This window comes from Myxococcus sp. CA033 (assembly GCF_013336625.1).
Lineage (GTDB): Bacteria > Myxococcota > Myxococcia > Myxococcales > Myxococcaceae > Myxococcus > Myxococcus llanfairpwllgwyngyllgogerychwyrndrobwllllantysiliogogogochensis.
In genome coordinates this window covers 812265-836215 of record NZ_JABUMU010000002.1, presented here as the reverse complement: position 1 = coordinate 836215, position 23951 = coordinate 812265, and the positions used below count along the sequence as shown (strand labels likewise).

The following is a 23951-nucleotide window of genomic DNA, read 5'->3' as shown; positions in this document are numbered from 1 at the left end:
GGTTACTGCCGGTTGCTGATGCGCTGCTGGAAGAGCCAGGTCCAGAGGGCGGGCGTCGCGTAGGCGTTCTGCCACAGCGTGTTCGAGTGGCCCACGCCGGGATAGACGGTGGGGCTGAGCATCGCGCTGGTGGTGCCTCCGCACTGCGTCTCCAGCATCGTCTTCAGTCCTGTCGACTTGTCCGCTCCACCCTGGGAGTCCGAGCCCCCATGGAAGGGCCAGGTGGGCAGGGTGCGCAGGTTGCAGATGTTGGCGACGTTCGTGGGCGTGCCAGTGACGGCGATGGGGACGAAGGCGGCGACCTTCGACATGTAGACGGGAAGGCCGGCGGAGTCGTAGAGGACGTTGGCGCCGCCGCTGAAGCCGGTGAAGTACACGCGGTCCGTGTCCACCAGGTAGTCCCGCTTCAGGTCCTCGAGCATCGCCATGACGGTGCTCACGGTGAAGTAGGCATCCCCACTGCGGCCGGCCTTCCAGTAGTGGAGGGACACGGCGATGGCGCCGAAGCTCGCGCGATAGGTGCTGGAGTTCAGATTCCAGGCGAGGCCCTCCGCGTTGCTGGACACCGACAGGTGGTCATTCGTGAGCATCACGCCGCCGGTCCCAGGGAGCGAAATGATGAGGGGCCAGCGAGCGTTCCGGTCCGCGTTGTAGCCAGAGGGGAGGAACAGCGCGTACGAGTAGCGCGAGTCGCGCACGGCGATCTGCTCTCCGGCGGTGCAGGCAAGGGGGCCCGTAGACGTGGTGGCGGGCTTGCCCATGACCTTCAGTTCCCGCACGAGGCAGGGCTCGTTTTCGTCCCCATCGCTGTCCAGGCAGAGCAGGCGAACCTTGCTGGCGATGACGGGTGCGGTGAAGGTCACGTTCTTGAGGGTGGTGGCCCCCGGATTGTTCCGCACGGAGGAGCCGGGAATGGTCTTCCAGCAGCCACCATCCCATGCCTGGAGGTCGAAGTTCGTCATCGCGGCGGAGGAGTCCGTGGAGAAGGACAGATGCACCTCCGCGCTGTGGATTTCGTAGGCACCCTGGAGGTCGACGTCGAGATAGGTGCCTGGCTTGTTGGCGTAGACGGACTCCCAGCGGGTGGAGAGGTTGTCATCGGTGGCGCGCGCCGCGACGTTCGAGCCGCTGGTGTGCATGGCGACAGCCGGCTTGAGTCGCGCCACGTTGGTGAGGGTGCTGGCGTTCGTGACGGTCACCGTCGCGGTGTCCGCGTGAGTCGCGCCATCGTCATCGGTGACGGTGAGGCGGAAGACCAGCGTGCCGACGGCGAGCCCGCTGACGGAGAGTGACGGGGTGTTCGCGCCACTCAGTGAGGCCGTGGGGCCGCTCACCTGGGTCCACGAATAGGACGCGATGTTGCCATCCGAGTCCGTGCCCGAGCCCGTGAGGGTGATGCCCGCGTTGGGCAGCACCACGGTGCGGTCCGCGCCCGCGTTGGCCACGGGCGCCTGGTTTGGCGGGGCGTTGGTGACAGTTACAGTCACGTCGTCGGAGTGGGTCGCTCCGTCGTCGTCCGTGACAGTGAGGCGGAAGACGAACGTCCCCGCCGAAAGCCCACTGACGGCCAGCGTGGCGGTGCTCGCGCCGCTCAGGGTCGCGGTGGTGCCGCTGACCTGGGTCCACGCGTAGGAAGCGATGGTGCCGTCCGCATCCGTACCCGTTCCGGTGAGCGTGAGGCTGGACGTGGGAAGCACCAGGCTCCGGTCCGCGCCCGCGTTGGCCACGGGCGCTTGATTGGCGCCAGGGGTGGCGGGCGCACCGAAGACCCAGACCTCCTTCACGCGGCAGTTCGAGGTGCCGGGCTCGTTGCAGAGGAAGCGGACCTTCTGACCGCGCACCACCTGGGTGAACGTCGTGGAGACCGCCACGCTGGTGTTGCCCGTCCTGGCCGCGCCAGGGATGGGCTGCCAGGACGTCCCGTCATGGTAGAGCAGGTCGAAGTTCGCGATGGGCTTCGTGCTCTGGTAGCCCGTGTAGACCTCCGCGCGGTGCAGGTCGAACGTCCCCTGCAGGTCGATGTCGAGATATCGCGGCGCATAGATGTACTCACCCGTGCACCACCGCGAGTCGTCCGACGTGATGTTTCCATCCACCGCGTACTGTGGAAGGAAATGCTGAGGGTCCAACTGGGTATGGGACGCCGTCGCGGGCTTGTTCAAGGTGACATTGACGAGCCCATCGTCCAGCGCCGAGGCCCTCGAGGACACCTCGGCCGCACCCGGTGCTTCGCCGCAAGCCGACAGCACCAGGGCGCCGACACAGCTCCCCCACTTGATGAACTTCTTGTTCAAGGTGAGACCTCCCAGACAGGAATACAAATCCTGTTTAATCCAGGAGTGAGTGCGAGGTACACTGGCAGCCGCGATGTTCTAGTTTCTGTGATACCGTATTGAGTCGGGCCCTGGTGCGGGCCTGGACGCTCAGTCGATGCGGATGACGACCTTGCCGGTGGTGCTCCGCTCCGCCATCACTCGATGTGCCTGGGCGACTGCTTCGAGCGGGAAGGTCTGTCCGATGACCGCCTGGAGTTGACCTCGCTCGACGAGCGAGAGCGCTTCACGGAGCGCCGCCTGCCTCAGTTCGAAGGGAAGGGTGAAGGTGGCGAAGCCGATGATGGCCTGGTTCTGGGCCAGCATTCCGGTCATCTGTTCCCGGCTCCACTGCGTGTCGAACATGCTCTCCGCGCCGAACAGCACCAGCCGTCCCCGGAAGGCGAGGGCCTGAAGGCTCCTGCCGGGAAGCTCTCCGCCGCCCGCCACGAAGACGATGTCCGCGCCGAGTCCACCCGTGGCCTCGCGGACCCGGGCGGGCCAGTCCGGCTGGGACGTGTCCACGACCGCGTCCGCTCCCAGACGCAGGACGACGTCCCGCTTGGCGTCCTGGCTCACGCCACCGATGATGCGTGCCGCTCCCATCCGCTTCGCGAACTGCACGAGGAACGTCCCCACTCCTCCCGCGGCCGACGGGATGTAGACGGACTCGCCCTCACGCAGCCGCGCACCCTCCCTCAGTCCGAGCAGCGCGGTGGGGGCCTGCGCGGGCAGGCAGACCGCCTGCTCGAAGGAGACCGCGTCGGGAAGGGCGAGCACGGTCGCCGTCGGCGCGATGGCGTATCCCGCGAAGGCCCCTTGATTGGGGAGGACGGCGACGACGCGCGTTCCTTTCGTGAGGCCCTGGACGCCAGGTCCCACGGCATCCACGACTCCAGCGGCCTCCAGGCCCGGGACGAAGGGCAGCGGCGGCGTACCGGGCATGCGGCCCTCCCGCTGGCCCATGTCGGTGAAGTTGAGTCCCGCGGCGTGCACGCGGATGCGCACCTCGCCCTCTCCTGGGGTGGGGGTGGGCACGTCGTCGAGGCGCAACTCCTCGGGTCCGCCGAACTTGTGCAGGCGAATGGCTCTCATGAGGTCTGTCTCCTGGACGGCGGGCCGTGGGGTAGGGAGGCTCGTGCTTCCTCGCCCGCCGCGTGAGTGGACCTATAGTCCTGGGTGAAAGGACGAACATGCGCCAGAAGTCCGTTTCTCTCGTCCAACCGTCCGGCGAAAAGCCCGGGCTCGATGTCCTCGCGGACGTGCTCCAGGGCGTGCACCTGCGCAGCCGTGTGCACGCGCGCTACGAGCTGACGGCCCCGTGGGGCATGCGCATCGACGGCTCTCCGCTCCCGCTCTTCTACGCGGTGATGCGCGGCAGCTGCCTGCTGTCCACGGACGAGCGGGAGCTGTCACTCGCGGGCGGAGACTTCGTCTTCGTCCCCGCCAACGTGAAGTTCACCTTGAAGGACCGCCGTGGCACGCGCGTGCTTCCCATCGCGGAGGTCTATGCGACGCGAACGCCCATTCGCTGCGGAGGCCTGTTGCACTACGGCGGGGGCGGCGAGGCGGTGACGCTGGTGGTGGGCTCCTTCACCTTCGAGGGCGAGACACTCAGCCCGTTGGTAAGGCACCTGCCGACGCTGCTCCACGTCCGGGCGGATGACCCCAAGTCCCCGAGGTGGCTGGAGTCGACGCTGCGCTTCGTGGCCTCCGAAATCGAGGCCAGGCAGCCGGGCCATGAGACGGTGGTGAGCCGACTCGCGGATGTCCTCTTCGTGCAGGCCTTGCGCGCGCACCTGGAGTCGTCCTCTGGGGAGGGCGGCTGGCTGCGAGCGCTCGTCGACCCGCGCATCGGCGCGGTGCTCCAGCGCGTCCACGAGAATCCCGAGGCCCCGTGGACGCTGGAGGGGCTCGCCCGGCTCGCCGGCATGTCGCGCTCGGTGTTCGCGGAGCGCTTCAAGTCGCTCGTGGGTGAAGCGCCGCTGGCGTACATCGGCCGGTGGCGAATGCACCGGGCCATGGTGCTGATGCGCGGCCGGGACGTCGCGATGGCGGAGGTGGCTCGTGCCGTGGGCTACGAGACGGAGAGCTCCTTCGGCAAGGCGTTCCGGCGCTGGGTGGGCATGACACCGGGCGCGTTTCGCCGACAGGCCTGAAGGAGCGTCCGTCCCCAACTCAGGGCTTCTTCGAGGGAGCCTTGTCGGCTGCGTACACCGCATCACGAACGGCGCCGGGGAACCCGCCCGACATGCCCTCCAGCGCGGTGTTGGTCAGCGCCACCACCGTGAGTCCCCGCTGCGGGTCCACGAACCAGTTGTGTCCGTACGCACCACCCCACTGCCACGTCCCCGCCGACTGGGGGCTGTGGGTCGGGGACGGGTCGATGAGCACCGCCGAGGCGAGTCCCCAGCCCCAACCCGGTCCCTGCGGTTGCGACTCCGGGCCCACGTGGACGGAGCCCAGTTGCTCGACGGTGGTCTGCTTCAACACCGGCGCCCCGCCCTTGCGCAGGGCCTCCAGGAACTTCACGTAGTCGCTCGCCGTCCCCACCATGCCCGCGCCCCCGGAAGGGAAGGCACGCGCGTCCAGGGCCCGGCTCGGGGTGTAGTGGACCACGCCCGCGCCAAAGGGGATGTCGAAGGTCTTGCCCATGCGCACGGGGACAGGCTTTCCGTCCGCGTACGGCGTCGCGAGCCGCGAGACGTCACTGACGCGGAAGCCCGTGTCCTTCAAGCCGAGTGGCTGCGTGACGAGCCGTGAGACGACCTGGGGCAGCGGCGCGCCTCCCGCGCTCGCGACGACGGCGCCCAGGACGTCCGTGGCCAACGAGTAGGCCCACTTCTCCCCAGGCTCCGAGGCCAGCGGGGCGGTGGCGAGGCGACGCAGGTTCTCCTCCAGCGTGAGCCCGGGAGGATTGTCGAGCCCGTCGGAGACCTGGGCCTTTTGATAGGCCCCCTGTGCTGGCTGGTTGAAGCCGTAGGTCAGTCCCGCCGTGTGCGTCAGCAGGTGCCGCACGGTGATGACGGGCTCACGTCCATCCGGAAGCCTGGGGCGGAACGTGGGCAGCCACTTCGTGACGGGGTCCTCCAGGGACAGCTTGCCCTGGTCGATGAGGGCGAGCGCCGCGACGGAGACGAGCGGCTTCGTCATCGACGCCAGTCGGAACACGGCGTCCTCTCGCAGGGGCTTCTTCGCCTCGCGGTCCTCGAAGCCCGCGGCGCGCCGGTAGATGACCTCTCCGTCCTTCGCGACGATGACGACGGCCCCGACGATGCGCTGGTCCGCGAGCGCCTTGTCGATGACCGGGTCCAGGCTCGCCGCGAGGGCGCTCGATTCAGGACTCACGACGACAGCGCTCGGTCGGGCGCTCGCCTCGACGGCGCGCGGCTCCGGCTTCACGGACGTTGCGGGAGAGACACCAAGACCTGCGGCCACCAGGAAGGTGGCGATGGCGGAATGCATCGGGCGGAACTCCTATTTATGTAGCGAGTGTTTTATAAATAGGAAGCCCATTTCCTGATTTCAATAGTGAGCGTTATGAAAAGCGACATCGCCCCTCGGCCCCGGCCGCGCGGAAGGCCCCGCGAGTTCGATGAGACGAAGGCCCTGGACCTGGCCGTGGAGGTGTTCTGGCGGCTGGGTTACGAGGGCGCGTCGGTGGCGGACCTCACTGGCGCCATGGGCATCACCGCGCCCAGCCTCTACGCGGCCTTCGGCTCCAAGGAGGGCCTGTACCGGCGCGTGCTGGAGCGCTACCAGCAGGGCCCCGGAGCCCACACGTGGCTGGCGCTCACCGAGGAGCCGACCGCGCGGGGCGCCATCGAGCGGGTGCTCCGGGAGTCGGCCCGGGCCTTCACCCGCCGCAAGCAGCCGCCCGGGTGCATGATTTCGACAGGTGTCCTCCGGTGCGCGGAGGCCCACCAGCCCGTCGCCGACCTCGTCGCGGGCCTCCGCTCGAACGCGGTGAAGCTGGTTCGCGAGCGCATTGCCCGGGGAATCGCCGCCGGGGAGCTGCCCCCGGAGACGGACGCGGGGGCCCTCGCGCGGTATTTCGGCGCCGTCGTCCAGGGCATGTCCATCCAGGCGCAGGACGGCGCGAGCGAGGCGGAGCTGCTCGGCCTGGTGGAGGTGGCGATGCGGGCCTGGAATGGAGGGGCTGGCCGCCCGCGCGCACGGTAGTCGTCGAAGGGGCGTCCCGACGGAAAGTCCCTGCGAATCCAGTGGGTTGTGCCCGGCCCCTCCGGTGCGGGCCGCGGTGGGACGCGGGTTTGCGGTGCGACGGGCGCCCGAGAGGCTTATCAACACGGGTAAGGATGCCCGACATGACCGCCCAAGAACGCGTCGAGCGCGCCGCCGCCAGTGCGCTGAAGGTCTTCCCGCTGCCGTCAGCGGTGCTCTTCCCCCATACCGTCATCCCCCTTCACATCTTCGAGCCGCGCTACCGGGACATGGTGAAGGACGCGCTCGCGACGGACCGCGTGGTGGCGCTGGCCCAGTTGGAGGATGGCTGGGAGGGCAAGTACGAGGGCCGGCCACCGATGCAGTCCATCATGTGCGCCGGCGTCATCGTCTGGGACGAGGAGGTGGAGGAGGGGCGCTACAACATCCTCCTCCAAGGCGTCAGCCGCATCCGCATGGTCACCGAGCTGACCACGGACAAGGCGTACCGAGAGGTGCAGGCGCTGTCGCTGCCGGACCTGCCGTATCAGGGGCCGGAGGAGGAGCGGCTGCGTCAGGCCGTCTTCGAGCTGGCCGGGCGCGTGCCGCCGACGTTCGCGGAGAACCTGCTGCCCGTGACGGCCCGTGCGGCGGGCGGAAAGCTCGCGGACGTGGTGGCCTCCGCCATCAGCCCGGAGGCCGAGCGGCGCCAACAGCTCCTCGCGGAGCTGGACGTGAAGCGCAGGCTGGAGGCGGTGCTGGAGGACGTGGGCGAGCTCATCGCCCGGCTCCAGCCCGTGCGGCCCCTGGGCCCGCTGAACTGACCCACCCGTGCGCCCCGGGGCTTGGGGCTTGCCTTGTGCGTCGCTCCGAGCATTGCTGAGCCCCGCGTCGGAAGCGAAAGGGGAGCGGGAGAATCATGCGGCTCGTGAAAGTCGGCATCGCCAGCGTCAACACCACCGTCGGAGCCTTCGTTCGCAACACGGACCGGGCCCTCGTCCTGGCGAAGCGGATGTCCGAGGACGGCGTCACCGTGGGCGTCTTCCAGGAGCAGCTCCTCGCCGGCTACCCCGCCGAGGACATGGTCCAGTGGCAGGGCTTCATCGACCGACAGTGGCCGGAGCTGGAGCGCTTCGCGCGCGAGACGGCCGCGCTTTCCACCGTCTTCGTGGTGGGCGTGGGCGTGGCCCTCCAGGGACAGCGCCTCAACTGCGCGGCGGTGGTCGCCGGAGGCCGCGTGCTGGGCCTCGTCCCCAAGGAGAAGCTGCCGACCTACAGCGTCTTCTATGAGGCGCGGACGTTCGGCCGCGGCCAGCCCGGCATGAAGGAGCGCTACCGGGGCGTGCCGCTGGGCGACTACCTCTTCCAGTTCGACTTCGGCCTCGTCGCGCCGGAGGTCTGCGAGGACATCTGGAGCGCGGACGGCCCCATGCGCCGGCGCACGTACTCCGGCGCGGAGCTGGTGGTGAACATCTCCGCCTCGCCCTTCCGGCTGGGCTTCGTGGAGACGCGCCGCGAGCTCATCGCCACCCGCGCCGCCGACCACCAGTGCACCATCGCCTACTGCAACGCGGTGGGCAGCAACGACGGCCTCATCTTCGACGGCGGCGGCTTCCTCAACCAGAACGGCCGCCACGTCATGGAGACGCCGCGCTTCCAGGAGGGCTTCGCCTCCGCCGTCGTGGACCTGGACCGCACCCTGCGCCTGCGCGGCGAGGCCACCACGTGGCGCGTGGACCGCGAGGCGTGGCTGACCACCGGTGGCCAGGGCACCGCGGTGCTGGACTGCACCGACGCGGTGCGCACCCGGCGCGAGTCCCTGACGTACCCCGTGCCCGCGCACCGCAGCTTCTTCCTGCCGACCCCGGACAAGCGAAGGCCCGCGCGCGAGGCGCTGTGCGAGGACATCCTCGACGCGCTGTCGCTGGGAGTGGGCGACTACTTCGAGAAGACGCGCGCCTTCAAGGTGCTGGGCATCGCCCTGTCCGGTGGCCGTGACTCGCTGTTGACGCTGCTCATCGCCCACCGCTACGCGAAGCGCGCGCGGCCGGAGAACCCCGGCTCGCTCATCCAGGCGTTCTACATGCCCAGTCGCTTCTCCAGCGACTCCACCCGCGACGCGGCGGAGACGATTGCCCGCGAGCTGGGCGTGGCCTTCCAGGTGGTCTCCATCGACGAGGCCTTCGAGCGCGAGCGCGACGTGGCCGCGCGGATGCTGGGCGGTGTCCCCGTCACGCCGATTACCGAGCAGAACATCCAGGCCCGCCTGCGCGCCCAGCGCATGTGGAACTGGAGCAACTCCTGCGGCGGCCTGTTCCTCCAGACGGGCAACATGAGCGAGAAGTCCGTGGGCTACACCACCATCGGTGGAGACCTGATGGGCGCGCTCGCCGTCATCTCCAACCTGCCCAAGACGGTGGTGATGTACCTCTTGGACTACCTCCAGGAGGTGACGGGCTACGAGGGCATCCGCAAGGTGCTCGCCAAGCCCGCGGGCCCGGAGCTGGCGCACAACCAGGTGGGGGAGGAGGAGCTGATGCCCTTCCCCATCCTCGATGCGTGCTTCTACCTGTTCGCGAGCGAGAAGCTCACGCCCTCGGAGATGCTCCAGGCGCTGACGCCCATGTTCCCGGAGGTGGAGGCGGCACGGCTCGGCGGTTACGTGGACAAGTTCGTCCGCCTCTTCACGCAGTCCATCTACAAGTGGGTGCAGTCGCCCCTGTCGCTGCACGTCGGCAACCTGGACCTGGACCGCGAGCGCGCCCTGCAACTGCCCGTCGTCACCGGCTCGGAGTGGATGCGCGAAAAGTAGCCTGCTCGTGCAACCGTGTTTCCCGGGCTCCACGCCTGGCTGGCTGCTCAGCGGCCAGCCACGCGGGAAACGCTACCCAGGTGTGCCTTGCCGGATGTGTCTTCGCAAACAACCTTCATGTCAGCCACTCGACGACGGAGGGTTGGATGAAAGCGAAAATTCTGGCAGGCGCCATCGGGGCGCTCTTTTACGGCACCTCGGCACTGGCCTCGGACGGCGATTGCCCACCACCACGGGCGAGCGCGGGGAACCCGGGACAGGGAGTGTTGCTGGCTCAATCGCAGGACACCTCTTCTGGTGACTCGCTTCAGGAGGAAGACATCATCATCGAGACGGAGCCCGTGCCCGATTCCATGGGGACGGATGACGACTCGGGAGTCGGCGGCAGTGGACAGAGCGGGCAGGATGACTCCTCGTCCTCGAGCTCGTCCGCCATCGGAGGCAGCCAGGCCGCTCCACCCGCGCAGGGTGAGGTGTACCTGAACATGCCGCTGCGCTGCGAGCCGTCGAACCAGGACTCCCAGCAGCAGCAGGGGACCGGTGGCAGTGGCTCCAGCGGACAGCAGGACGACATCCAGGGCCTGCAGGCCCCGCCGCCGCAGTCCTCGCCCCAGCCTCGTCCCGAGGCCGCGCCCGCGGCGGAGCCCCGCTCCGAGTCATACCCGGCGCTGCCCCAGGATGACGCCACGGGTGGCAGCGGCATCACCGCGCCTCCGCCCTCGGACTTTCGTCCCTCGGCTGAAGCCGCGGAGCCTGTCGAGCCGCTCGAGGTGAAGAAGAAGGACAAGAACGACATGAAGGGTCTGAGCGTGATGCTGGGCGGCGGTGTGGAGGGTTACACCGGCGCGTTGGCACCGCAGCTCAACCCGGGCCCCACCGCGGGCGTGACGGCGGCCATCCGGCCGTCCAAGGTGTTCGGCATCGAGCTGGGCTATACCGGCGCCATCAACGACATCGATTCCAAGCGTGGCGAGGTGAGCGTGGACGGTCCTGACCTCGTGCGCAACGGTGGCACGGCCGTGGCGACGCTGGGTCTGTTCCCCTCCGCGTGGCAGCCGTACGTGCTGGGCGGCATTGGTATCAACGATTACAACTTCCGGGGCGGCCAGTCGCTGGGCTACCGGGATGACACCGTGGGCAGTGTCCCGGCGGGCGTGGGCCTGCGGGGCCACGTGGGTCACTTCACGGTGGACGCGCGCGCCAACTACAACTTCCTCTTCGACAAGGAGTTCGCCCCCGGCATCGAGTCCGGCGGCGGCGACTTCGACAACGGGGGTAGCTACCAGGGCGTCGTCAGCGTGGGTGGTACGTTCTGACGCGGGCGTCTTGAAGTCTTCACGCACGGCGTGAGTCGGTGGCGCGGTGCCCGGTAGCCAACGGGCCCGCGCCACTGTGCTTTCCAGTGCGGCGCCAGCGGGGTTGGCGAGTTAAGGTGGAACCTTCCACTGCAACAGGAGAGGGAATGAGCCTGGGTATCGAAGACGTGAAGGTCGGCACTGGCACGGAGGCCACCGCCGGCAAGACGGTCACCGTGCACTACGTGGGGACGCTGACGAGCGGCAAGAAGTTCGACAGCAGCCGGGACCGGGGCGAGGGCTTCACCTTCCGTCTGGGTGCGGGTCAGGTCATCAAGGGTTGGGACGACGGCGTCGCCGGGATGAAGATTGGCGGCGTGCGCAAGCTCACCATTCCTCCCGACCTGGGCTACGGCGCGCGCGGCGCCGGTGGTGTCATCCCCCCCAACGCCACCCTGCTGTTCGAGGTGGAGCTGTTGGAAGTCCGCTGAAGTCACGCTCCGCCCAGGCGGGGAGAAACGAGGGCCGTCATGGCGACGGTGGAAATCACCAAGGACAACTTCAAGGATACGGTCGGCAAGAACGGCATCGTCATCCTGGACTGGTGGGCGTCGTGGTGCGGTCCGTGCCGCATCTTCGCGCCCACTTTCGAGGCGGCGTCCGGCAAGCACGCGGACATCGTCTTCGGAAAGATTGATACCGAGGCGCAGTCGGAGCTGTCCGGAGCGTTCGAGATTCGCTCCATCCCCACGCTGATGGTGTTTCGTGACGGCATCCTGCTCTTCGAGCAGGCTGGTGCGCTTCCCGCCGCCGCGCTGGAGGACCTGGTCCGCCAGGTGCGCGCGCTCGACATGGAGCAGGTGAAGAAGGAAGTCGAGGAGCGCCGGAGCAAGGAAGCCCCCAAGGCCTGAGTCGGTGCGCCTGTCGGGCGGGCTTCGTGCCTGTCCGCGCCGCTGGCCGGAAGCGTCTCACGGTGCTTCCGGCCGGTCGGCGGTCCCCTCGCGGAGCGGGGGGCTACCAGTGGATGAGCAGCGAGAAGTCCTTGAAGGGCGGCTCGCCGGTCTCCAGTTCCACGCGGAAGCGCCGCTCCGGGTTCGTCTGGAGCAGGCCGCTGCGGACCAGGCCGCTGCACCACGCGGGGCCGAAGAACTCGTCCTTGAAGCGCACGCGCGCGGTGGTGTCGGAGACGCGCTCGTACTCCCGCTCGCCGAAGGTGCTGGTGGCGCCCGCGAGCCCCGAGCCCACGGACAGGCCGCGGTGCGGGTCCTCGCCGGTGATGGCCATCACCATGGCGCCCACGGGCGCGGAGAAGACGTGGCTCGCGGCGGTGAAGGACAGCTGCTCCACGGCGTGGGAGTAGTCCTCTCCCAGGGTTTGCTCCACGGTGCTCGCGCCCTCGTGGAGCAACTCCAGGTACTCGCGGGCGGAGCGGTGCGAGGGGGCGCCCCGCACGGGGACGCTGGCGATGGGCGCTCCGGCGGCCCGGGCCAGGTTCCGACCCATCCGCTGGGCGATGCTCTCGCGGAGGCTCTGCACGAACAAATCGAGCACCATGTGCTCGGGACGGCAGAGGGCCATGCGGGCTTGCAGGTGCAGAGGAGAGTCCATGTGACTTTCCTAGCGGCGCGGGGCGGGCCAAGTCCAGCGGGGGTGGGGTGCCCGCGGGTCCACCTGTCATTTGGCGACCGTGCAAACACCTCCACCGTTGAGGTGGGCCTGATCGACAATGCTCTGGGTGACGAATTGCTGGAGCGTGCGCACATCATGCGCTCCGGGCAGGTACACCACGGGCTGACCCGCTGCGTCGCGAAGCTCCCGACCTTGGGCATCCTTCAAGTCGGTGAGTTGCTGTGAGGCAAGCCCCTCCGGGGTGATGAGGTGGTCCGAGGTGGCCGTCGCGGCGATGGCGTCGAAGCGCAGCTGCACGCCTCTGTGGGTGCCGAGCCTGTCGTAGAACATGTGTTCGGCGTGGATGGTGACCTCCACGTCCGCCCGGGAGCCCTCCGGGACGATGATGCCCTGGGTGCCATCCACCCCGTTGATGCAGTCCACCATGCGTGCGTCGACGGGGAAGCCCATCCGGAAGTCGAAGATGCCCACGCCCGCCTTCACCGCGCGGCCCTCCACCCAGTAGCTGAAGCCGCGCTCGCGCATCATCGCGAGGTCCTCGGCGGAGACCTGGCCGTCCGCCAGCTCCGTGTCGTCGCGGGGTGGGCTGACTCGGAAGCCCACGTCCCAGCGGCCCGCCGGCAGGCCCGTCAGCTCCGTCAGCGGGATGTCTCCTTTCTGCACGTCCACCAGCACATGGCGGCGGCTCTCACGCGCCTCGCCCGACGCGGAGGTCAGGGTGAAGTCTCCGAGCGAGACGAGGTACTTGGTGAATTGCACGGACCAACCGTCCTGGAAGAGCGTGTCCGGCAAACCCCGCTGGGTGCCGTCTCCGCCGCTCATCGTCACGCGCACGTCTCCGGGGGGCACGGAGTCACAGGCCGGGAGCGCCAGTGTCAGCGCGAGCACCGCGAGGAGGCCAGGTCCGCTCGATTTCAAATTCATGTTTCGTGGATGTATATGTAACCATGTTGCAATTCAAGAGGTCCGTGTTGTATCTCCGGGCGGTCGACGTTCCGGGGGCGAGGTGTCCCGGGTGCCGCCGAACCCAGGAGTGAGGTCCTCGCCGTGTGGATTGCGATGCTGGTGTTGTGTGCGGTGGGGGCGCTGGAGGAGGCGCCCATTTCGCCGCCGGTTCCGGTGGAGGTGGCGGCGCCGGTGACGCCCGGTGACGCGCCGGTGTTGCAGGACACGGCGACGGTGGTGCTGCGCCTCACGATTGATGAGGTGGGCGCGGTGTCGCGGGTGGAGGTGCGCGAGTCGGCGGGAGCCGTGTTTGACAGGGCCGCGATGGGCGCGGCGGTGCGCTGGAAGTTCGAGCCGGCGCGGCGGAGCGGGGTGCCGCTCGAGGTGCAGGTGGACGTCCCGGTCCACTTCGCTCCCATGCGGGCGCGCGAGGCCGTCGCGGAGACGCCGCACGGGGCTACGGGGACAACACCGTCGCCACCCGTGATGACGGAACTCGCCGTGGACGATTCGGCGTCGTCGTCGGGCGCCTCATCCGAGGAGGAGAAAGCGGCCTCCAGGTCTTCGTCGCCGGGCTTCTCCACCACGGTCCGAGGTGTGGCCGAGGCACCACCGCCCGTGGCCGTCGGAGACTTTCACATCGAGGTGGGACAGCTCGCGGACGTCCCGCGCAACTCGGCCTCCGACCTGATGTTGCTCGCGCCCGGAGTGATGCTCGCCAACCACGGAGGCGAGGGCCACGCGGAGACGGTGTTCATCCGAGGCTTCGACGCGGGCGAGGGCAAGGACGTGGAAATGCGCCTCAACGGCGTGCCCCTCAACGAAGTCTCCCATGCCCACGGCCACGGTTACGCGGACACGTACTTCATCATCCCGGAGTTGGTGGACTCACTGCGAGTCACCGAGGGGCCCTATGACGCCTCGCAAGGTGACTTCGGCGTGGCGGGGACGGTGGAATACCAGCTCGGCCTCGCGCGTCGAGGGCTCACCGCTTCGGCCAGCTACGGCAGCTTCGCCTCACGTCGGCTCGCGCTGGTGTGGGGCCCACCCGAGTCCAGCGAGGCCACCTTCGTGGGGCTGTTGTTGCGACAGGGCGAGGGCTTCGGACCGAATCGCTCCTTCGCCAATGCGACCGCCATGGCGCAGGTGGAGCTGCGACTGGGAGATGACACGCGACTGCGACTGCTCGGTGCCAGCTACGGCGCGCGGTTCGCCTCGGCGGGCGTGGTACGGGAGACGGACGTGGTGGACGCCCGGTTGCCGTGCGCGGCGGACGCGGACTCGCAGTTCTTCTGTTTCTATGACGAGAACCAGGGAGGCGCGAGCCAACGCCATCTCGTCTCCGCGGAGCTCCAGTCTCGGCTCAAGCGCGGCGGACGGCTGGTGCAGCAGGGTTACGTGGTGCTGCGCCAGACGCGCATCCGCGACAACTTCACCGGCTTCATCCAGGACACGCCTCCCGGCGAGGACGCGCAGCGCGGTGACGGAACGGAGGGCTACTACCGGGGAAGCACCCTGGGCCTGCGCGGGCGCTACACGCCAGGACTCACCCTGCTGGGGCAGTCGCGCCCGCTGGAGCTGGGCTATGTGGCCCGCTACGACGACGTCCGCACGCGCTCACGTCGGCTGAGGGACAGCGGTGGCGTGCCATACTCCACCCTGTTCGACAATCAGGTGCGCACCACCAACCTGGGTGGATACGCGTCCCTGCGAGTGCAGCCGCTCGACTGGCTGGCCCTGCGTGTCGGTGTGCGGCTGGATACGTTCCTGTTCGGCGTGGAGGACCTGAACCGTCCCGCCGTGGACCGTGATGGGCCGCGCATCCCGGAGGAGTCCCTGGATGCCTATGGCTTCTTCGCCAGCCCCCGGGCCAGCGCCGAGGTGAAGCTGTCACCTCGACTCACGTGGCTGACCAGCGCGGGACTGGGCGCGCGCTCCAGCGACGCCGCCGCGCTGTCCGACGCGGAGCTGGCGCCGTATGCGCGCGTCGCCTCGGGTGAGACGGGATTGGGTTGGAGGCTGGAGGGCGAGTCACGGCCGTACTCGCTGGAAGCACGCGGCGCCGTCTTCGCCACGCGTGTGTCCCAGGACTTCGTCTTCGACGAGCGACTGGGACGCAACCAGCCCATCGGCGCCTCGCAGCGACTGGGGGCCTTCGCCACGGGTCGACTGCAATGGGAAGACTGGCTCGACACGCAGGCCTCCGTCGCCTGGGCTCGCGCGACGCTGCCCGCCTCCGGTGCGTCCGCGTGGAAGCTGTGGGATGGCGCGGTGATGCCCTACATCCCGGCGTTGCTGGGGCGGGTGGATGCCTCGGTGAGAGGGCATGTCACCGTGGCGGGCGAGCGGCTCGGATGGAACGTGGCCCTGGGGCACAGCGCGGTGGGACCCAGGCCGCTGCCGCTGAATCGCTACAGCGACCCCGTGTTCCTCTTCGACGTGGGAACGCGCGCGCGTTGGGACTGGATGGAATTGGGCGTGTCCGTGGAGAACGTGCTGGACGCGCGCTGGCGTGAGACGGAGCTGAACTACGTCTCCAATTTCCGGGGACCCGATGCCCCCGCATCACTGCTGGCCACGCGCCACTTCTCCGCGGGAGCACCGCGCACCTTCAGAGGCACCTTCACGCTGTACCTGGACTTCGAGGAGGACGCTCCATGAGGCACCTGTCCCAGTCGCCCGAGAGGCCCGCTTCGTCGCGGGCAGTCCTGGCGCGACACACCGCCGTACTGAGCCGAGGGCTCGCGGAGGGACCCCAGCACACCGCGCTCTCCCGTCCACGACACGACACCTCGTTGTGTCGGGACGCCGGGAAGGACGCCAGGAGACACGAGTGCTCTCTTCCACGAGACGAGGCCTTGCTGTGTCGGTGCCTGCGGGAGAAGGCCCTATGACACGTGCCCTTCGTAGCTCCCGTCGCGCCTTCATGTTGTTCATGGGCGCGGCGCTCGTTGGCGGTGGCTCGGCGTGTGGACTGTCCGGCACGGGCGGGCGAGGCATCGTGTTCCGCATGGGCCTGCGCACCGCGCTCGCGCCCGGCGCGGCTCAGGTGGGCGAGCTCACCACCGATACGGGTTGGAGCGTGCGGCTCACCTCCGCGCGGATGGTGCTGGGGCCCATCTACCTCTTCGAGAATCCCTCTCCGCTCCAGGCGCGGACGCGCGGCGTCTTCAAGTCGCTGCTGAACGCGCTCGTGCCCACGGCGCATGCGCATGACGGGGACTTCTTCTCGGGAGGGACGGTGCTCGGGGAATGGGACCGCGAGGTGGTGTTCGACCTGCTCGCCGGCGGTGAGGCCCAGGTCCTGGGGCGCTCACCGGGCATCGCGGGTCGGGCCAGGTCCTTCTCGCTGCTGCTCCAGCCTCCTTCACGGGCTCTCGGAGACGAAGCGGCGTCCCTCCAGGGACACTCGATGCTCCTGGCGGGTACGGCCTTCCGGGGAGAGGCACGGGTGCCGTTCCGGGTGGCGCTCGACTTCCCGCCGCCCGTGGAGCTCCAGCGCGTGGACTTCGTGCCGATTGATGCGGACCTGGACGACGACGGACTCTTCGTCGTGGAGGCCCGGCCGCATCAATGGTTCGAGGGCGCGCACTTCGACCGGCTGACGCTGCCCGCCGACGGAAGTCCGGTGGACATCACACCGGAGACGCAGGTGCACCGAGCGCTGTCCGTCAACGTGCGGCGCTTCACGGCCTTCTCGGGTGCATGGGAACCCGAGAAGGCCGGGTGAGCAGCGCGGCTCAGCTCACGCCGCGTGCCACGGGCGAGGGACTCCGGCTGCTCGCGCGCGCGACGCTGATCCACACGAGGGTGACGGCGAGCCAGCCCACGGTGAGCGCCCGCCACGACAGCGGAGCGCCCGCCTGGACGAGCCACAGCGTCACGGCGCCGCCCATGGCGAACACGCGAGCCATCTCCAGCGGGAGGCCCCAGCGCTTGGACTCCATCATCCCGCCCCACGCGGTCGCCATGCCCCAGAAGAGGACGCTGAGCATCAGCTTCTGCCATCCCACGAGCGGCGATGCGTGGTGGCTGACCAGGAGCATGAAGGGCATCGACGCAATCATCTGGAAGACGAGGTAACCGCGGATGTTGGGCAGCTCGGTGGACTGGAACTTCACCTCCACGCCATCTCGCTTCCACGGAGTCGACTCGCGGGCCGGCAAGTCGGCGGGGCGCCAGCCGGTGGGCATCACCCACAGGCGCAGCCGGTCCCACCCACTGCGCGTCTTCACCGCGTCACTGACGAGCTTCCCCCAGAACTGGAAGTTGATGACGGTGGGGTCCCAGGTGTTCGGCGGAGAGGTGACGCCGTAGGAGCACTCCTCCGTCTCGTCGGCGTAGGTGCCGAACATCTTGTCCCAGATGATGAGGAAGCCCGCGTAGTTCTTGTCGATGTAGAGGTCATTGCGCGCGTGGTGCACGCGGTGGTGCGAGGGCGTGTTGAGCCACGACTCAATCCACCGGGGCAGCTTGGGGATGACGCGCGTGTGGGGGATGAACTGGAGCACCAGGTGGAAGGCCACCATGGCCAGCACGGCCTCGGGCGAGAAGCCGACGACGACGAGCGGCCAGTAGAAGAGGAACGAGAAGATGCGCTGCGTGACGCTGGCCCGCAGGGCCACCGCGTAGTTCAGCTCCTCGGTGGAGTGGTGTGGCGAGTGCGCCGCCCAGCCGATGTTGGTGCGATGCCCGAAGCGGTGGAACCAGTAGAAGAGGAAGTCGACCCCCAGGAAGAGGCCGAGCAGCGCCCAGGGTGACGCGACGTCAATCTTCCAGGGCGCGAGCTGACCCAACAGGGTGAAGAGGGGCAGCATCAGCAGCGCCACCGCCACGTTGACGCACTGATTGAGGACGGCGGTGCCCACGCTCGCGATGGAGTCCTGGAAGCTGTAGTACCCGTTGCGCTTCGCCACGCAGTAGACGAACTCGCCCAGCGCCAGGGCGATGACGAAGGGTGTGGCAATCGCGTAGACGTTGATGGACATGTCCCCGGTGTACGGCGCCCGGCTCGATTGCCGCCTTAACCTGGGTTAACCTCCGTCCTCGTCCCCGTGAGATTCCCGAAGCTCTACGAGCAGCTGTCCCCGCTCGGTCCCATTCCCGAGAGTGAGTGGGAGAGGGCCGAGTCGCTCGCCAGGGAGCAGTCGGTCGAGCGCAAGGCCCACTTCCTGCGCCCCGGAGACGCGGCGGACCGCTTCGCTGTCGTGCTTCAAGGGGTGTTCCGGCTGGTGCGCGTGTCGGCGCGAGGCGGTGAGTCAGTGAAGGCCTTTCGCGCCGAGGGTGAACTGCTGGGCGCGTACGCGGAGATGCTCCAACGCATGCCGTCAATGACGGCCATCGAAGCGCTGGAGCCCGCACGGGTGTTGGTGTTCCGGACGCAGGACTTCCAGACGTTGGAAGAGGGCCATGGGTGCTGGGTGCGCGTGGCGCGCCGCGTCGCCGAGCGGCACTTCCTGCTCAAGGAGCGAAGGGAGCAGGAGTTCCTGGAGCTGTCCGCCGAGGAGCGGCTGGACACCTTCTGGGCGGAGCACCCGCATCTGCGAGGGCGGGTACCGCAGCGCGACGTGGCGGCCTACCTCGGCATCACCGAGGTGGCCTTGAGTCGCATCATGTCGCGCAGGCGCAAGCGCACGGAGTGAGCGTCAGCGGGCGGTCACGGCAGGGGAATCACCACGAGCTCGCTGCGCACCGTCACATAGAGGGAGTCCCCAATCAGGCACAGGCCACCGAGGTCGGCGTGCCCGACGTCGTGGACCGCGAGGCACGCGGTCGAGTCGAGCGACCAGACACGCACGGTGCCGTCGGAGCTGCTGGTGCACAAGAGTCCGCGTCGCGGGTCGACGGCGACGGAGTCGACCCAGTGCGCATGGCCGTGCCACTCGCGCACGACGTGTCCGGTGTGGCTGTGCACCATCCTGGCGATGAAGTCCCAGCTTCCACAAATCAGGTGCTCGCCATCGGGATGCCAGGTCAATGACTCGATGGTGTTGGACGGGCGGTTCCACACGATTCCAAGCTGACGCTGGCGCTCTTCGCTGAGCGGCTCGTGTCGCGCGGTCGCCATGGGCAGTTGGAAGCTGGCGCGGACCTCGAGCGTGGGGCCGTCGAGCAAGGTGATGGCACCTTTGCCACCGCCGACGGCGACGAGGCCGTGCGCCGGGCTCTGTGCGAGCGCGTAGAGCGGCGAAGTCTCGAACCTGCGCAGGAGCTCACCCGTCCACGCATCCCACAGCAGCGCGAAGCCATCGCCACTGACGGAGAGCACCCGGTCTTCAGCGATGACCTCGGCGGCCCGCACCGGCTCACCGTGCCCCGCGAAAACCTGGAGGCGGCGCCAGTCCGTCGAGTCCCACAGCGCGAACTCTCGAAGCTTGTGGCTTCCGAGCACGCGCCCGAGCACCGGCTCGCACGCCAGACGGAACATCGGTGGCTGGTGGATGGCGCTGGTTTCGAGCACCCGCGAGCACTCCCCAGTCGCGAGGTCCCAGAGGAAGATGTGCTTGCCGGCATTGGCGGCGACGTGACGACCGTCGGGCCAGGGCATCGGCGCGCCGAGCGGCTGATGAGGCTCGAAGTCGGGAGCGTCGTCCGGGTCGGGCCTCTGGCGGAAACGGCGCAACATCTCCGCAGCATAGGGCGTTCGCCGCGGAGATGAACCTGCTCAGTATCGCTCGAAGACGAAGGTGAACTTCTCCAGGGGCGTCGGGCCGTAGGTGAGGCGAAGGAAGCGGTCTCCGGCGGGCGCGGTGAACTTCAGCGTGTGGGAAATCGCGGGGAGGCACACGGCGGGTGCCGGCGTCACCGTGGAGGCAATCACCGTCTCGCCTTCCGTCACGTCGTGCACGACCACGGGGACCTCGTGGCTCAGGTACATGATGACCGGCTCGTCGCGCTCCGCGGAGACCACCTCCGAGTAGCCGAGGAATGACGTCCCGTTCGTCGGCAGCGTCAGCTCGTAGAACTCGTGGGGCGAGTCCGTCGCGGGATACATCGTCGTCGGAGACGCACCCGCCCTCACGGCCACGGGGGCCTCCAGCAGCGCGTGCCCGCAAGCGTGCTCCGTGACGCGGTCCCGCTCGCCCGTGGTGAAGTCCAGCCGACCATCGCCGAGTCCCGCGTGCACTGTGTCCAGCGCATTGCCCGCGACATCCCGCAGCGACGTGAGGTCCAGCGAGTAGCGGTTGTCCTCTTCCAGCGGCGGCAGGTCGGACTCCGGACGCGGAATGGAGAGCGACAAGGTCAGTGCGTCCTCGGACCAGGTGCCGGTGAGGACTCGCGGGGCGTTGGCGGGCGTGCTCACGTCCAACAACGTCACCTGCGCGGTGGTGGAGTCCATGGGCTCGCTGAAGGAGACGGTGACGAGCCGCCGCAGGCTCGTGTTCGTCGTGTCCGCCTTGTAGGTCTGCACGGGCAGCACGTTCGTCGCGCCTTCCTCGGGGCTGGACGCGGTGACGTGGGGCTTCGTGGTGTCACCTCCCGCGTCCGGGCCCGCATCCGGTGAAGGCCCCGCGTCTGGTGGAGGTCCCGCGTCCGGGCCCGCATCCGTCGGAGTGCCCGCATCGGAGCTCGGGGTGATGGGGTCATCGTTGTCACAGCCCGTCAGGGTCAGGACAGCGCAGGTGGTGAGCAGGGCGGCGACGTGGGGCAGACGCATGTTCGGGTGTTTCCTTGCGAAGTGAGCGGGGCGAACGGGTGAAGCGCGGGGCGCCCTCGAACACAGAGGACGCCCCGCCCAAGGGGCCACGGTGGGCCTGGGGCTACGGTGGGACGAGGCTCAGCAGTTGAAGATGGCGGGGTTCGTGTCGTCGCAGTCGAACCGCTGCTTCACGTAGCCGGCGGGCGCCTCGCAGGCGTAGCGGTACACGGGCGTGTTGGTGCCGTACCCGTCGCCATCCTGGTCCCGGTAGAAGCGGTCCCGGTTGTCATAGAGATACTCGGGGACGAGGCCGACCTGGTTCCCCGTCGCGGGGCCCGTGGCGAGGATGTACTCGCGGCCCACGACGAGGTCATACACACGGGCCTGCGTCAGCGAGCAGGCGACTTCCGACACGGCCTCGCTGATGAGCGCCGACACGGTGGCGCTGGTGGTGGTGTCCACCACCGTGAAGGCCACGTTCTGCGACAGGTAGAACGAGATGGACTCCACCGTGGAGGTGCCCGACGTCACGGCGACGGGGGTGAACGTCACCGAGCCCTCGGCTCCGGGCGGCAGATTCAGCGTGTAGTGCTTGTGCCGCGCGCTGATGTCCGGCGCGGTGGCGATGCGCGTGGCGCTCGTCGTCACTGTCACGTTGTCCGCGCTGTTGCTCGCGTGGGTGCAGGCATGGGTCGTCATCAGCGTGTCGTCCACCGACACGCACCCAGCCTCCAGCGGCGCCTCCAACTGGCCCACCGACTCCAGCTCCGCCTCGTCCATGGGGCCGCAGGCCGCCAGGGACAGCCCGAGCAACGCACCGCAAAGGGTCTGCTTCAGCATCTTCATTGTGGGGTTCCTTTCAAACGCCGGGCGCGACGCGCGGGCACCGAAGCGGGCTTCCACCGCCACTCCACGGCGCGGTTACTCATGACGTAAATGTAATTGAGTTGCAATAACAGGGCGGACGTTTTCCACGGCCGGGTGTGGCCTGTCGTGCAGGGCTATTCGAGGTGTTCGATGACCATGCCGACCTCGGGGAGCGAGGTGGGGCCGAGCGTGAGGGTGTACTGGACGCGGTCTGTCAGCTCGTAGCCGACCATGTGTCGAAGGCCCGAGCAGAAGTCGCCCGTGGACTTGGTGCCCGCCGGCGTGAGCTGCGTCTGGATGGCGGTCTCCACCAGGCTGACGGGCACGTCGGGGGTGCTGAGGTAGACGACGAAATCGCCGCTGGCGAAGGCCTTGTAGCTGAAGGTGCCCGTGTACTGGCCGTTCTCCTCACGGAGCTTCACGGTGTAGTGCGTGTGGAAGTCGTCCACGCGAGGGTTGCGACTGGTGGTGGCCGTCACGGTGACGTAGGGGCCGTGCGCGACATGCCAGCACGCATGTTCCCCGTCGTCGCCGAAGTCGAAGCCCTCGCTGGGGACGTAGTCGGGGTCCACTTCACAGGCGAGGCCCTGGGGCGCGGCGACGTGGCCCTTGTTGCAGTGGCACCAGTCGCCTTCGGCCTCACGGTGGATGTGGCCATTGGGAGCGCACGGGTCTTCGGCGTGAGGTTCGGGCTCGACGCTCGGGGGCGTCTCGCCACCACCGCAGGCGGAAGCCGCCACGGCGCACGAGGCCAGAAGGGCACGGAGGTTCAATCGCATGCGGGAGCGCTCCATGGGGAGGCGAGGGGAGGACGTCATTGAGAGACATGTGTGTGCCAGGAGTGGCGTGGACGACGCGGCGTGGGGCGGAATGCCCGGAGTGTTTCCGGGCACCCGCGTGGATGGAGAGACGAGGAGCGCTATTCCTCGTGGTGGTGCGCGGCCTCCTCGATGACGAGCGAGAAGGCGGCGTTGCGGCTCAGGATGGAGCGGAACTCCAGGTGGTACTCGGTGTCGGCTTCGAGGTCCGCGACGATGGCCGTCTTCAGCGCGCCGCATACTTCGGTGGGAACCTGGTAGCGGCACTCGCGTGCGACCTCGAGGCCCGTCGCCGCGTCGTAGATGCGCAGGCCGCGATGGCGTGACAGCAGGAAGGCGAACTCACCGGACTCGTCGGGGAGGAAGGACACGCGGCCCGCCCAGCCCCACGAGGTGGCGCTCGACGGGAGGGTGATGTTGTACGCGGTGTGGGGCGTGCTGACGTCCACCAGCACGGGCGCGCCCAGGGCGGCGGCGGTGACGGGCTCGAAGGGGCCCAATTCCGCGTGGATGCAGGCGTGCTCGACGACCTCGGCCAGTTCCTCGGGCTCCTCGCAGGAGGGCAGCAGGCCGAGCAGCGCGGACTCGTCGGTGGACAGCTCGGACTGGGTGACCTCCTCCTCGGCGGCGGTGGTTCCGCAGCCGGTGAGAAGGAGCGCGACACTGGTGGCGAGCAGGGACTTCTGGAACAGGGACTGGGGCTTCATCGAGGGACTTCTCCTTGTGGGACTGCTGGGGTGAATCCGTGGCGAAGGGGTTCAGGGGGCGTCTGGAGGGAGGACGACCCAGGCGGCGGAGACCTCGCCCGAGGCGAGGTGTTCGGCGGGGAGTTGGAGGTGCGCGCTTCCACCGGGGAGCCGCAGCTCGGGTGTGAGGCCAAAGGCCACGTCGAAGGAGGGGGCGTCTGGGAAGGTGACGCGCGTCACGCAGCCCGCGACGAAGCAGCGCGCCGCCTGGGCCTGGACGGGCAGCACGCTCGTCGTCACCTGCTGGCGCCAGAGGTCCAGGGCCTCGCGAGCCTGATGCGTCCAGGGCGCCTGGCTCTCCCCCGAGGCGACCAGCGAGGCGAGCACGGCCTCGCGGCGCGCGCCCGGCTCGGAGGGCGCACCGCGCAGTGCCTGGACGAGGCGAAGGCGTGACTCCGAAGTCGGCCGACGCGCTCGGACAGGAGGCGAGGGGACGCGGGGCTCCTCCATCCCGGATGCCGCGAGTGTGGAAGGCGGGTCGGCGTCGGGGATTTCCGTGGGCTCCGCCGCATGCATGGGGCTCAGAGGCGGGCCAGCTTCGGAACGGAGCGGTGCCCGCGCGGTGGCTGCCTGCGTGAAGGAAGGCTCCACGGGGCGGCGAAGGAGCACGGACGTGAGGCCCGCGAGCGCGAGTCCTGTCACGCCCACGCTCCAGATGAATCTGTTCATGAAAGCCGCTCCTGCTCGGTGGCTGACGGGTAACGCGATGTCGCGCCCGACCCCAGTT

22 protein-coding genes are annotated in these 23951 nt (G+C 68.7%); 10 read left to right on the top strand and 12 right to left on the bottom strand.

The window, feature by feature from the left end:
- Positions 1 to 2 precede the first annotated feature (2 nt).
- Both HUA78_RS09245 and HUA78_RS09240 read right to left on the bottom strand, forming a co-directional pair.
- A complete protein-coding gene (locus HUA78_RS09245) occupies positions 3 to 2294 on the bottom strand; it encodes a discoidin domain-containing protein (protein WP_174476091.1) in 2292 nt (763 codons plus the stop codon).
- A gap of 129 nt (positions 2295 to 2423) precedes the next feature.
- A complete protein-coding gene (locus HUA78_RS09240; RefSeq protein ID WP_174460788.1) occupies positions 2424 to 3407 on the bottom strand; it encodes an NADPH:quinone oxidoreductase family protein in 984 nt (327 codons plus the stop codon).
- Positions 3408 to 3505: 98 nt separating this feature from the next.
- Here HUA78_RS09240 and HUA78_RS09235 point away from each other — a divergent pair, with 98 nt between their 5' ends.
- Positions 3506 to 4471 (top strand): AraC family transcriptional regulator, encoded by a 966-nt coding sequence (locus tag HUA78_RS09235; protein ID WP_141642164.1) that lies wholly within the window; start codon positions 3506 to 3508, stop codon positions 4469 to 4471.
- A 19-nt stretch (positions 4472 to 4490) separates the two neighbouring features.
- On the opposite strand, the gene HUA78_RS09230 is transcribed toward HUA78_RS09235, so the two are convergent.
- On the bottom strand, positions 4491 to 5777 hold the full coding sequence (locus HUA78_RS09230) for a serine hydrolase (protein ID WP_174454009.1): 1287 nt from the start codon (positions 5775 to 5777) through the stop codon (positions 4491 to 4493).
- 75 nt (positions 5778 to 5852) lie between these two features.
- On the opposite strand from HUA78_RS09230, the gene HUA78_RS09225 reads away from it, so the two are divergent.
- The 6 genes from HUA78_RS09225 to trxA all read left to right on the top strand — a co-directional run bounded on the left by HUA78_RS09225 (position 5853) and on the right by trxA (position 11491).
- Complete coding sequence (locus HUA78_RS09225) at positions 5853 to 6494, top strand: TetR/AcrR family transcriptional regulator (protein ID WP_174476090.1); 642 nt, start codon at positions 5853 to 5855, stop codon at positions 6492 to 6494.
- A gap of 143 nt (positions 6495 to 6637) precedes the next feature.
- The gene (locus HUA78_RS09220) at positions 6638 to 7297 is read left to right on the top strand and encodes an LON peptidase substrate-binding domain-containing protein (RefSeq protein ID WP_174476089.1); all 660 of its coding nucleotides are present in this window, start codon (positions 6638 to 6640) and stop codon (positions 7295 to 7297) included.
- 95 nt (positions 7298 to 7392) lie between these two features.
- On the top strand, positions 7393 to 9285 hold the full coding sequence (nadE, locus tag HUA78_RS09215) for an NAD(+) synthase (protein ID WP_174476088.1): 1893 nt from the start codon (positions 7393 to 7395) through the stop codon (positions 9283 to 9285).
- A 146-nt stretch (positions 9286 to 9431) separates the two neighbouring features.
- The gene (locus HUA78_RS09210; RefSeq protein WP_174454012.1) at positions 9432 to 10601 is read left to right on the top strand and encodes an outer membrane protein; all 1170 of its coding nucleotides are present in this window, start codon (positions 9432 to 9434) and stop codon (positions 10599 to 10601) included.
- Between the two features lie 146 nt (positions 10602 to 10747).
- Positions 10748 to 11071 carry an FKBP-type peptidyl-prolyl cis-trans isomerase gene (locus HUA78_RS09205; RefSeq protein WP_141642158.1) on the top strand — a complete coding sequence of 108 codons (324 nt, stop codon included), beginning with the start codon at positions 10748 to 10750 and terminating at the stop codon, positions 11069 to 11071.
- A 39-nt stretch (positions 11072 to 11110) separates the two neighbouring features.
- Positions 11111 to 11491 carry a thioredoxin gene (gene trxA / locus HUA78_RS09200; RefSeq protein WP_141642157.1) on the top strand — a complete coding sequence of 127 codons (381 nt, stop codon included), beginning with the start codon at positions 11111 to 11113 and terminating at the stop codon, positions 11489 to 11491.
- 103 nt (positions 11492 to 11594) lie between these two features.
- Here trxA and HUA78_RS09195 read toward each other — a convergent pair whose 3' ends face one another.
- Both HUA78_RS09195 and HUA78_RS09190 read right to left on the bottom strand, forming a co-directional pair.
- Positions 11595 to 12188, bottom strand: coding sequence for a DUF2378 family protein (locus tag HUA78_RS09195; protein WP_141642156.1), 594 nt, complete (start codon positions 12186 to 12188; stop codon positions 11595 to 11597).
- Between the two features lie 66 nt (positions 12189 to 12254).
- A complete protein-coding gene (locus HUA78_RS09190; RefSeq protein ID WP_174454013.1) occupies positions 12255 to 13133 on the bottom strand; it encodes a hypothetical protein in 879 nt (292 codons plus the stop codon).
- A gap of 123 nt (positions 13134 to 13256) precedes the next feature.
- Here HUA78_RS09190 and HUA78_RS09185 point away from each other — a divergent pair, with 123 nt between their 5' ends.
- Both HUA78_RS09185 and HUA78_RS09180 read left to right on the top strand, forming a co-directional pair.
- Entirely contained in the window at positions 13257 to 15815 is a 2559-nt protein-coding gene (locus HUA78_RS09185) for a TonB family protein (RefSeq protein ID WP_371745530.1), read from the top strand.
- A 229-nt stretch (positions 15816 to 16044) separates the two neighbouring features.
- Positions 16045 to 16884: a hypothetical protein gene (locus HUA78_RS09180; protein WP_174476086.1), complete on the top strand. Its 840-nt coding sequence runs from the start codon at positions 16045 to 16047 to the stop codon at positions 16882 to 16884.
- A gap of 10 nt (positions 16885 to 16894) precedes the next feature.
- On the opposite strand, the gene HUA78_RS09175 is transcribed toward HUA78_RS09180, so the two are convergent.
- Complete coding sequence (locus tag HUA78_RS09175; RefSeq protein ID WP_174476085.1) at positions 16895 to 18142, bottom strand: sterol desaturase family protein; 1248 nt, start codon at positions 18140 to 18142, stop codon at positions 16895 to 16897.
- 66 nt (positions 18143 to 18208) lie between these two features.
- On the opposite strand from HUA78_RS09175, the gene HUA78_RS09170 reads away from it, so the two are divergent.
- Positions 18209 to 18796: a Crp/Fnr family transcriptional regulator gene (locus HUA78_RS09170; protein ID WP_141642153.1), complete on the top strand. Its 588-nt coding sequence runs from the start codon at positions 18209 to 18211 to the stop codon at positions 18794 to 18796.
- A 14-nt stretch (positions 18797 to 18810) separates the two neighbouring features.
- Here HUA78_RS09170 and HUA78_RS09165 read toward each other — a convergent pair whose 3' ends face one another.
- The 6 genes from HUA78_RS09165 to HUA78_RS09140 all read right to left on the bottom strand — a co-directional run bounded on the left by HUA78_RS09165 (position 18811) and on the right by HUA78_RS09140 (position 23893).
- Positions 18811 to 19779, bottom strand: coding sequence for a WD40 repeat domain-containing protein (locus HUA78_RS09165; protein WP_254623613.1), 969 nt, complete (start codon positions 19777 to 19779; stop codon positions 18811 to 18813).
- 39 nt (positions 19780 to 19818) lie between these two features.
- Complete coding sequence (locus tag HUA78_RS09160) at positions 19819 to 20811, bottom strand: Ig-like domain-containing protein (protein ID WP_174476084.1); 993 nt, start codon at positions 20809 to 20811, stop codon at positions 19819 to 19821.
- Positions 20812 to 20931: 120 nt separating this feature from the next.
- Positions 20932 to 21639, bottom strand: coding sequence for a hypothetical protein (locus HUA78_RS09155; RefSeq protein WP_174464578.1), 708 nt, complete (start codon positions 21637 to 21639; stop codon positions 20932 to 20934).
- A gap of 155 nt (positions 21640 to 21794) precedes the next feature.
- Positions 21795 to 22439, bottom strand: coding sequence for a hypothetical protein (locus HUA78_RS09150; RefSeq protein WP_174454019.1), 645 nt, complete (start codon positions 22437 to 22439; stop codon positions 21795 to 21797).
- 140 nt (positions 22440 to 22579) lie between these two features.
- The gene (locus tag HUA78_RS09145) at positions 22580 to 23185 is read right to left on the bottom strand and encodes a hypothetical protein (protein WP_217442390.1); all 606 of its coding nucleotides are present in this window, start codon (positions 23183 to 23185) and stop codon (positions 22580 to 22582) included.
- A 51-nt stretch (positions 23186 to 23236) separates the two neighbouring features.
- Positions 23237 to 23893: a hypothetical protein gene (locus HUA78_RS09140; protein ID WP_174476083.1), complete on the bottom strand. Its 657-nt coding sequence runs from the start codon at positions 23891 to 23893 to the stop codon at positions 23237 to 23239.
- Positions 23894 to 23951: the final 58 nt, after the last annotated feature.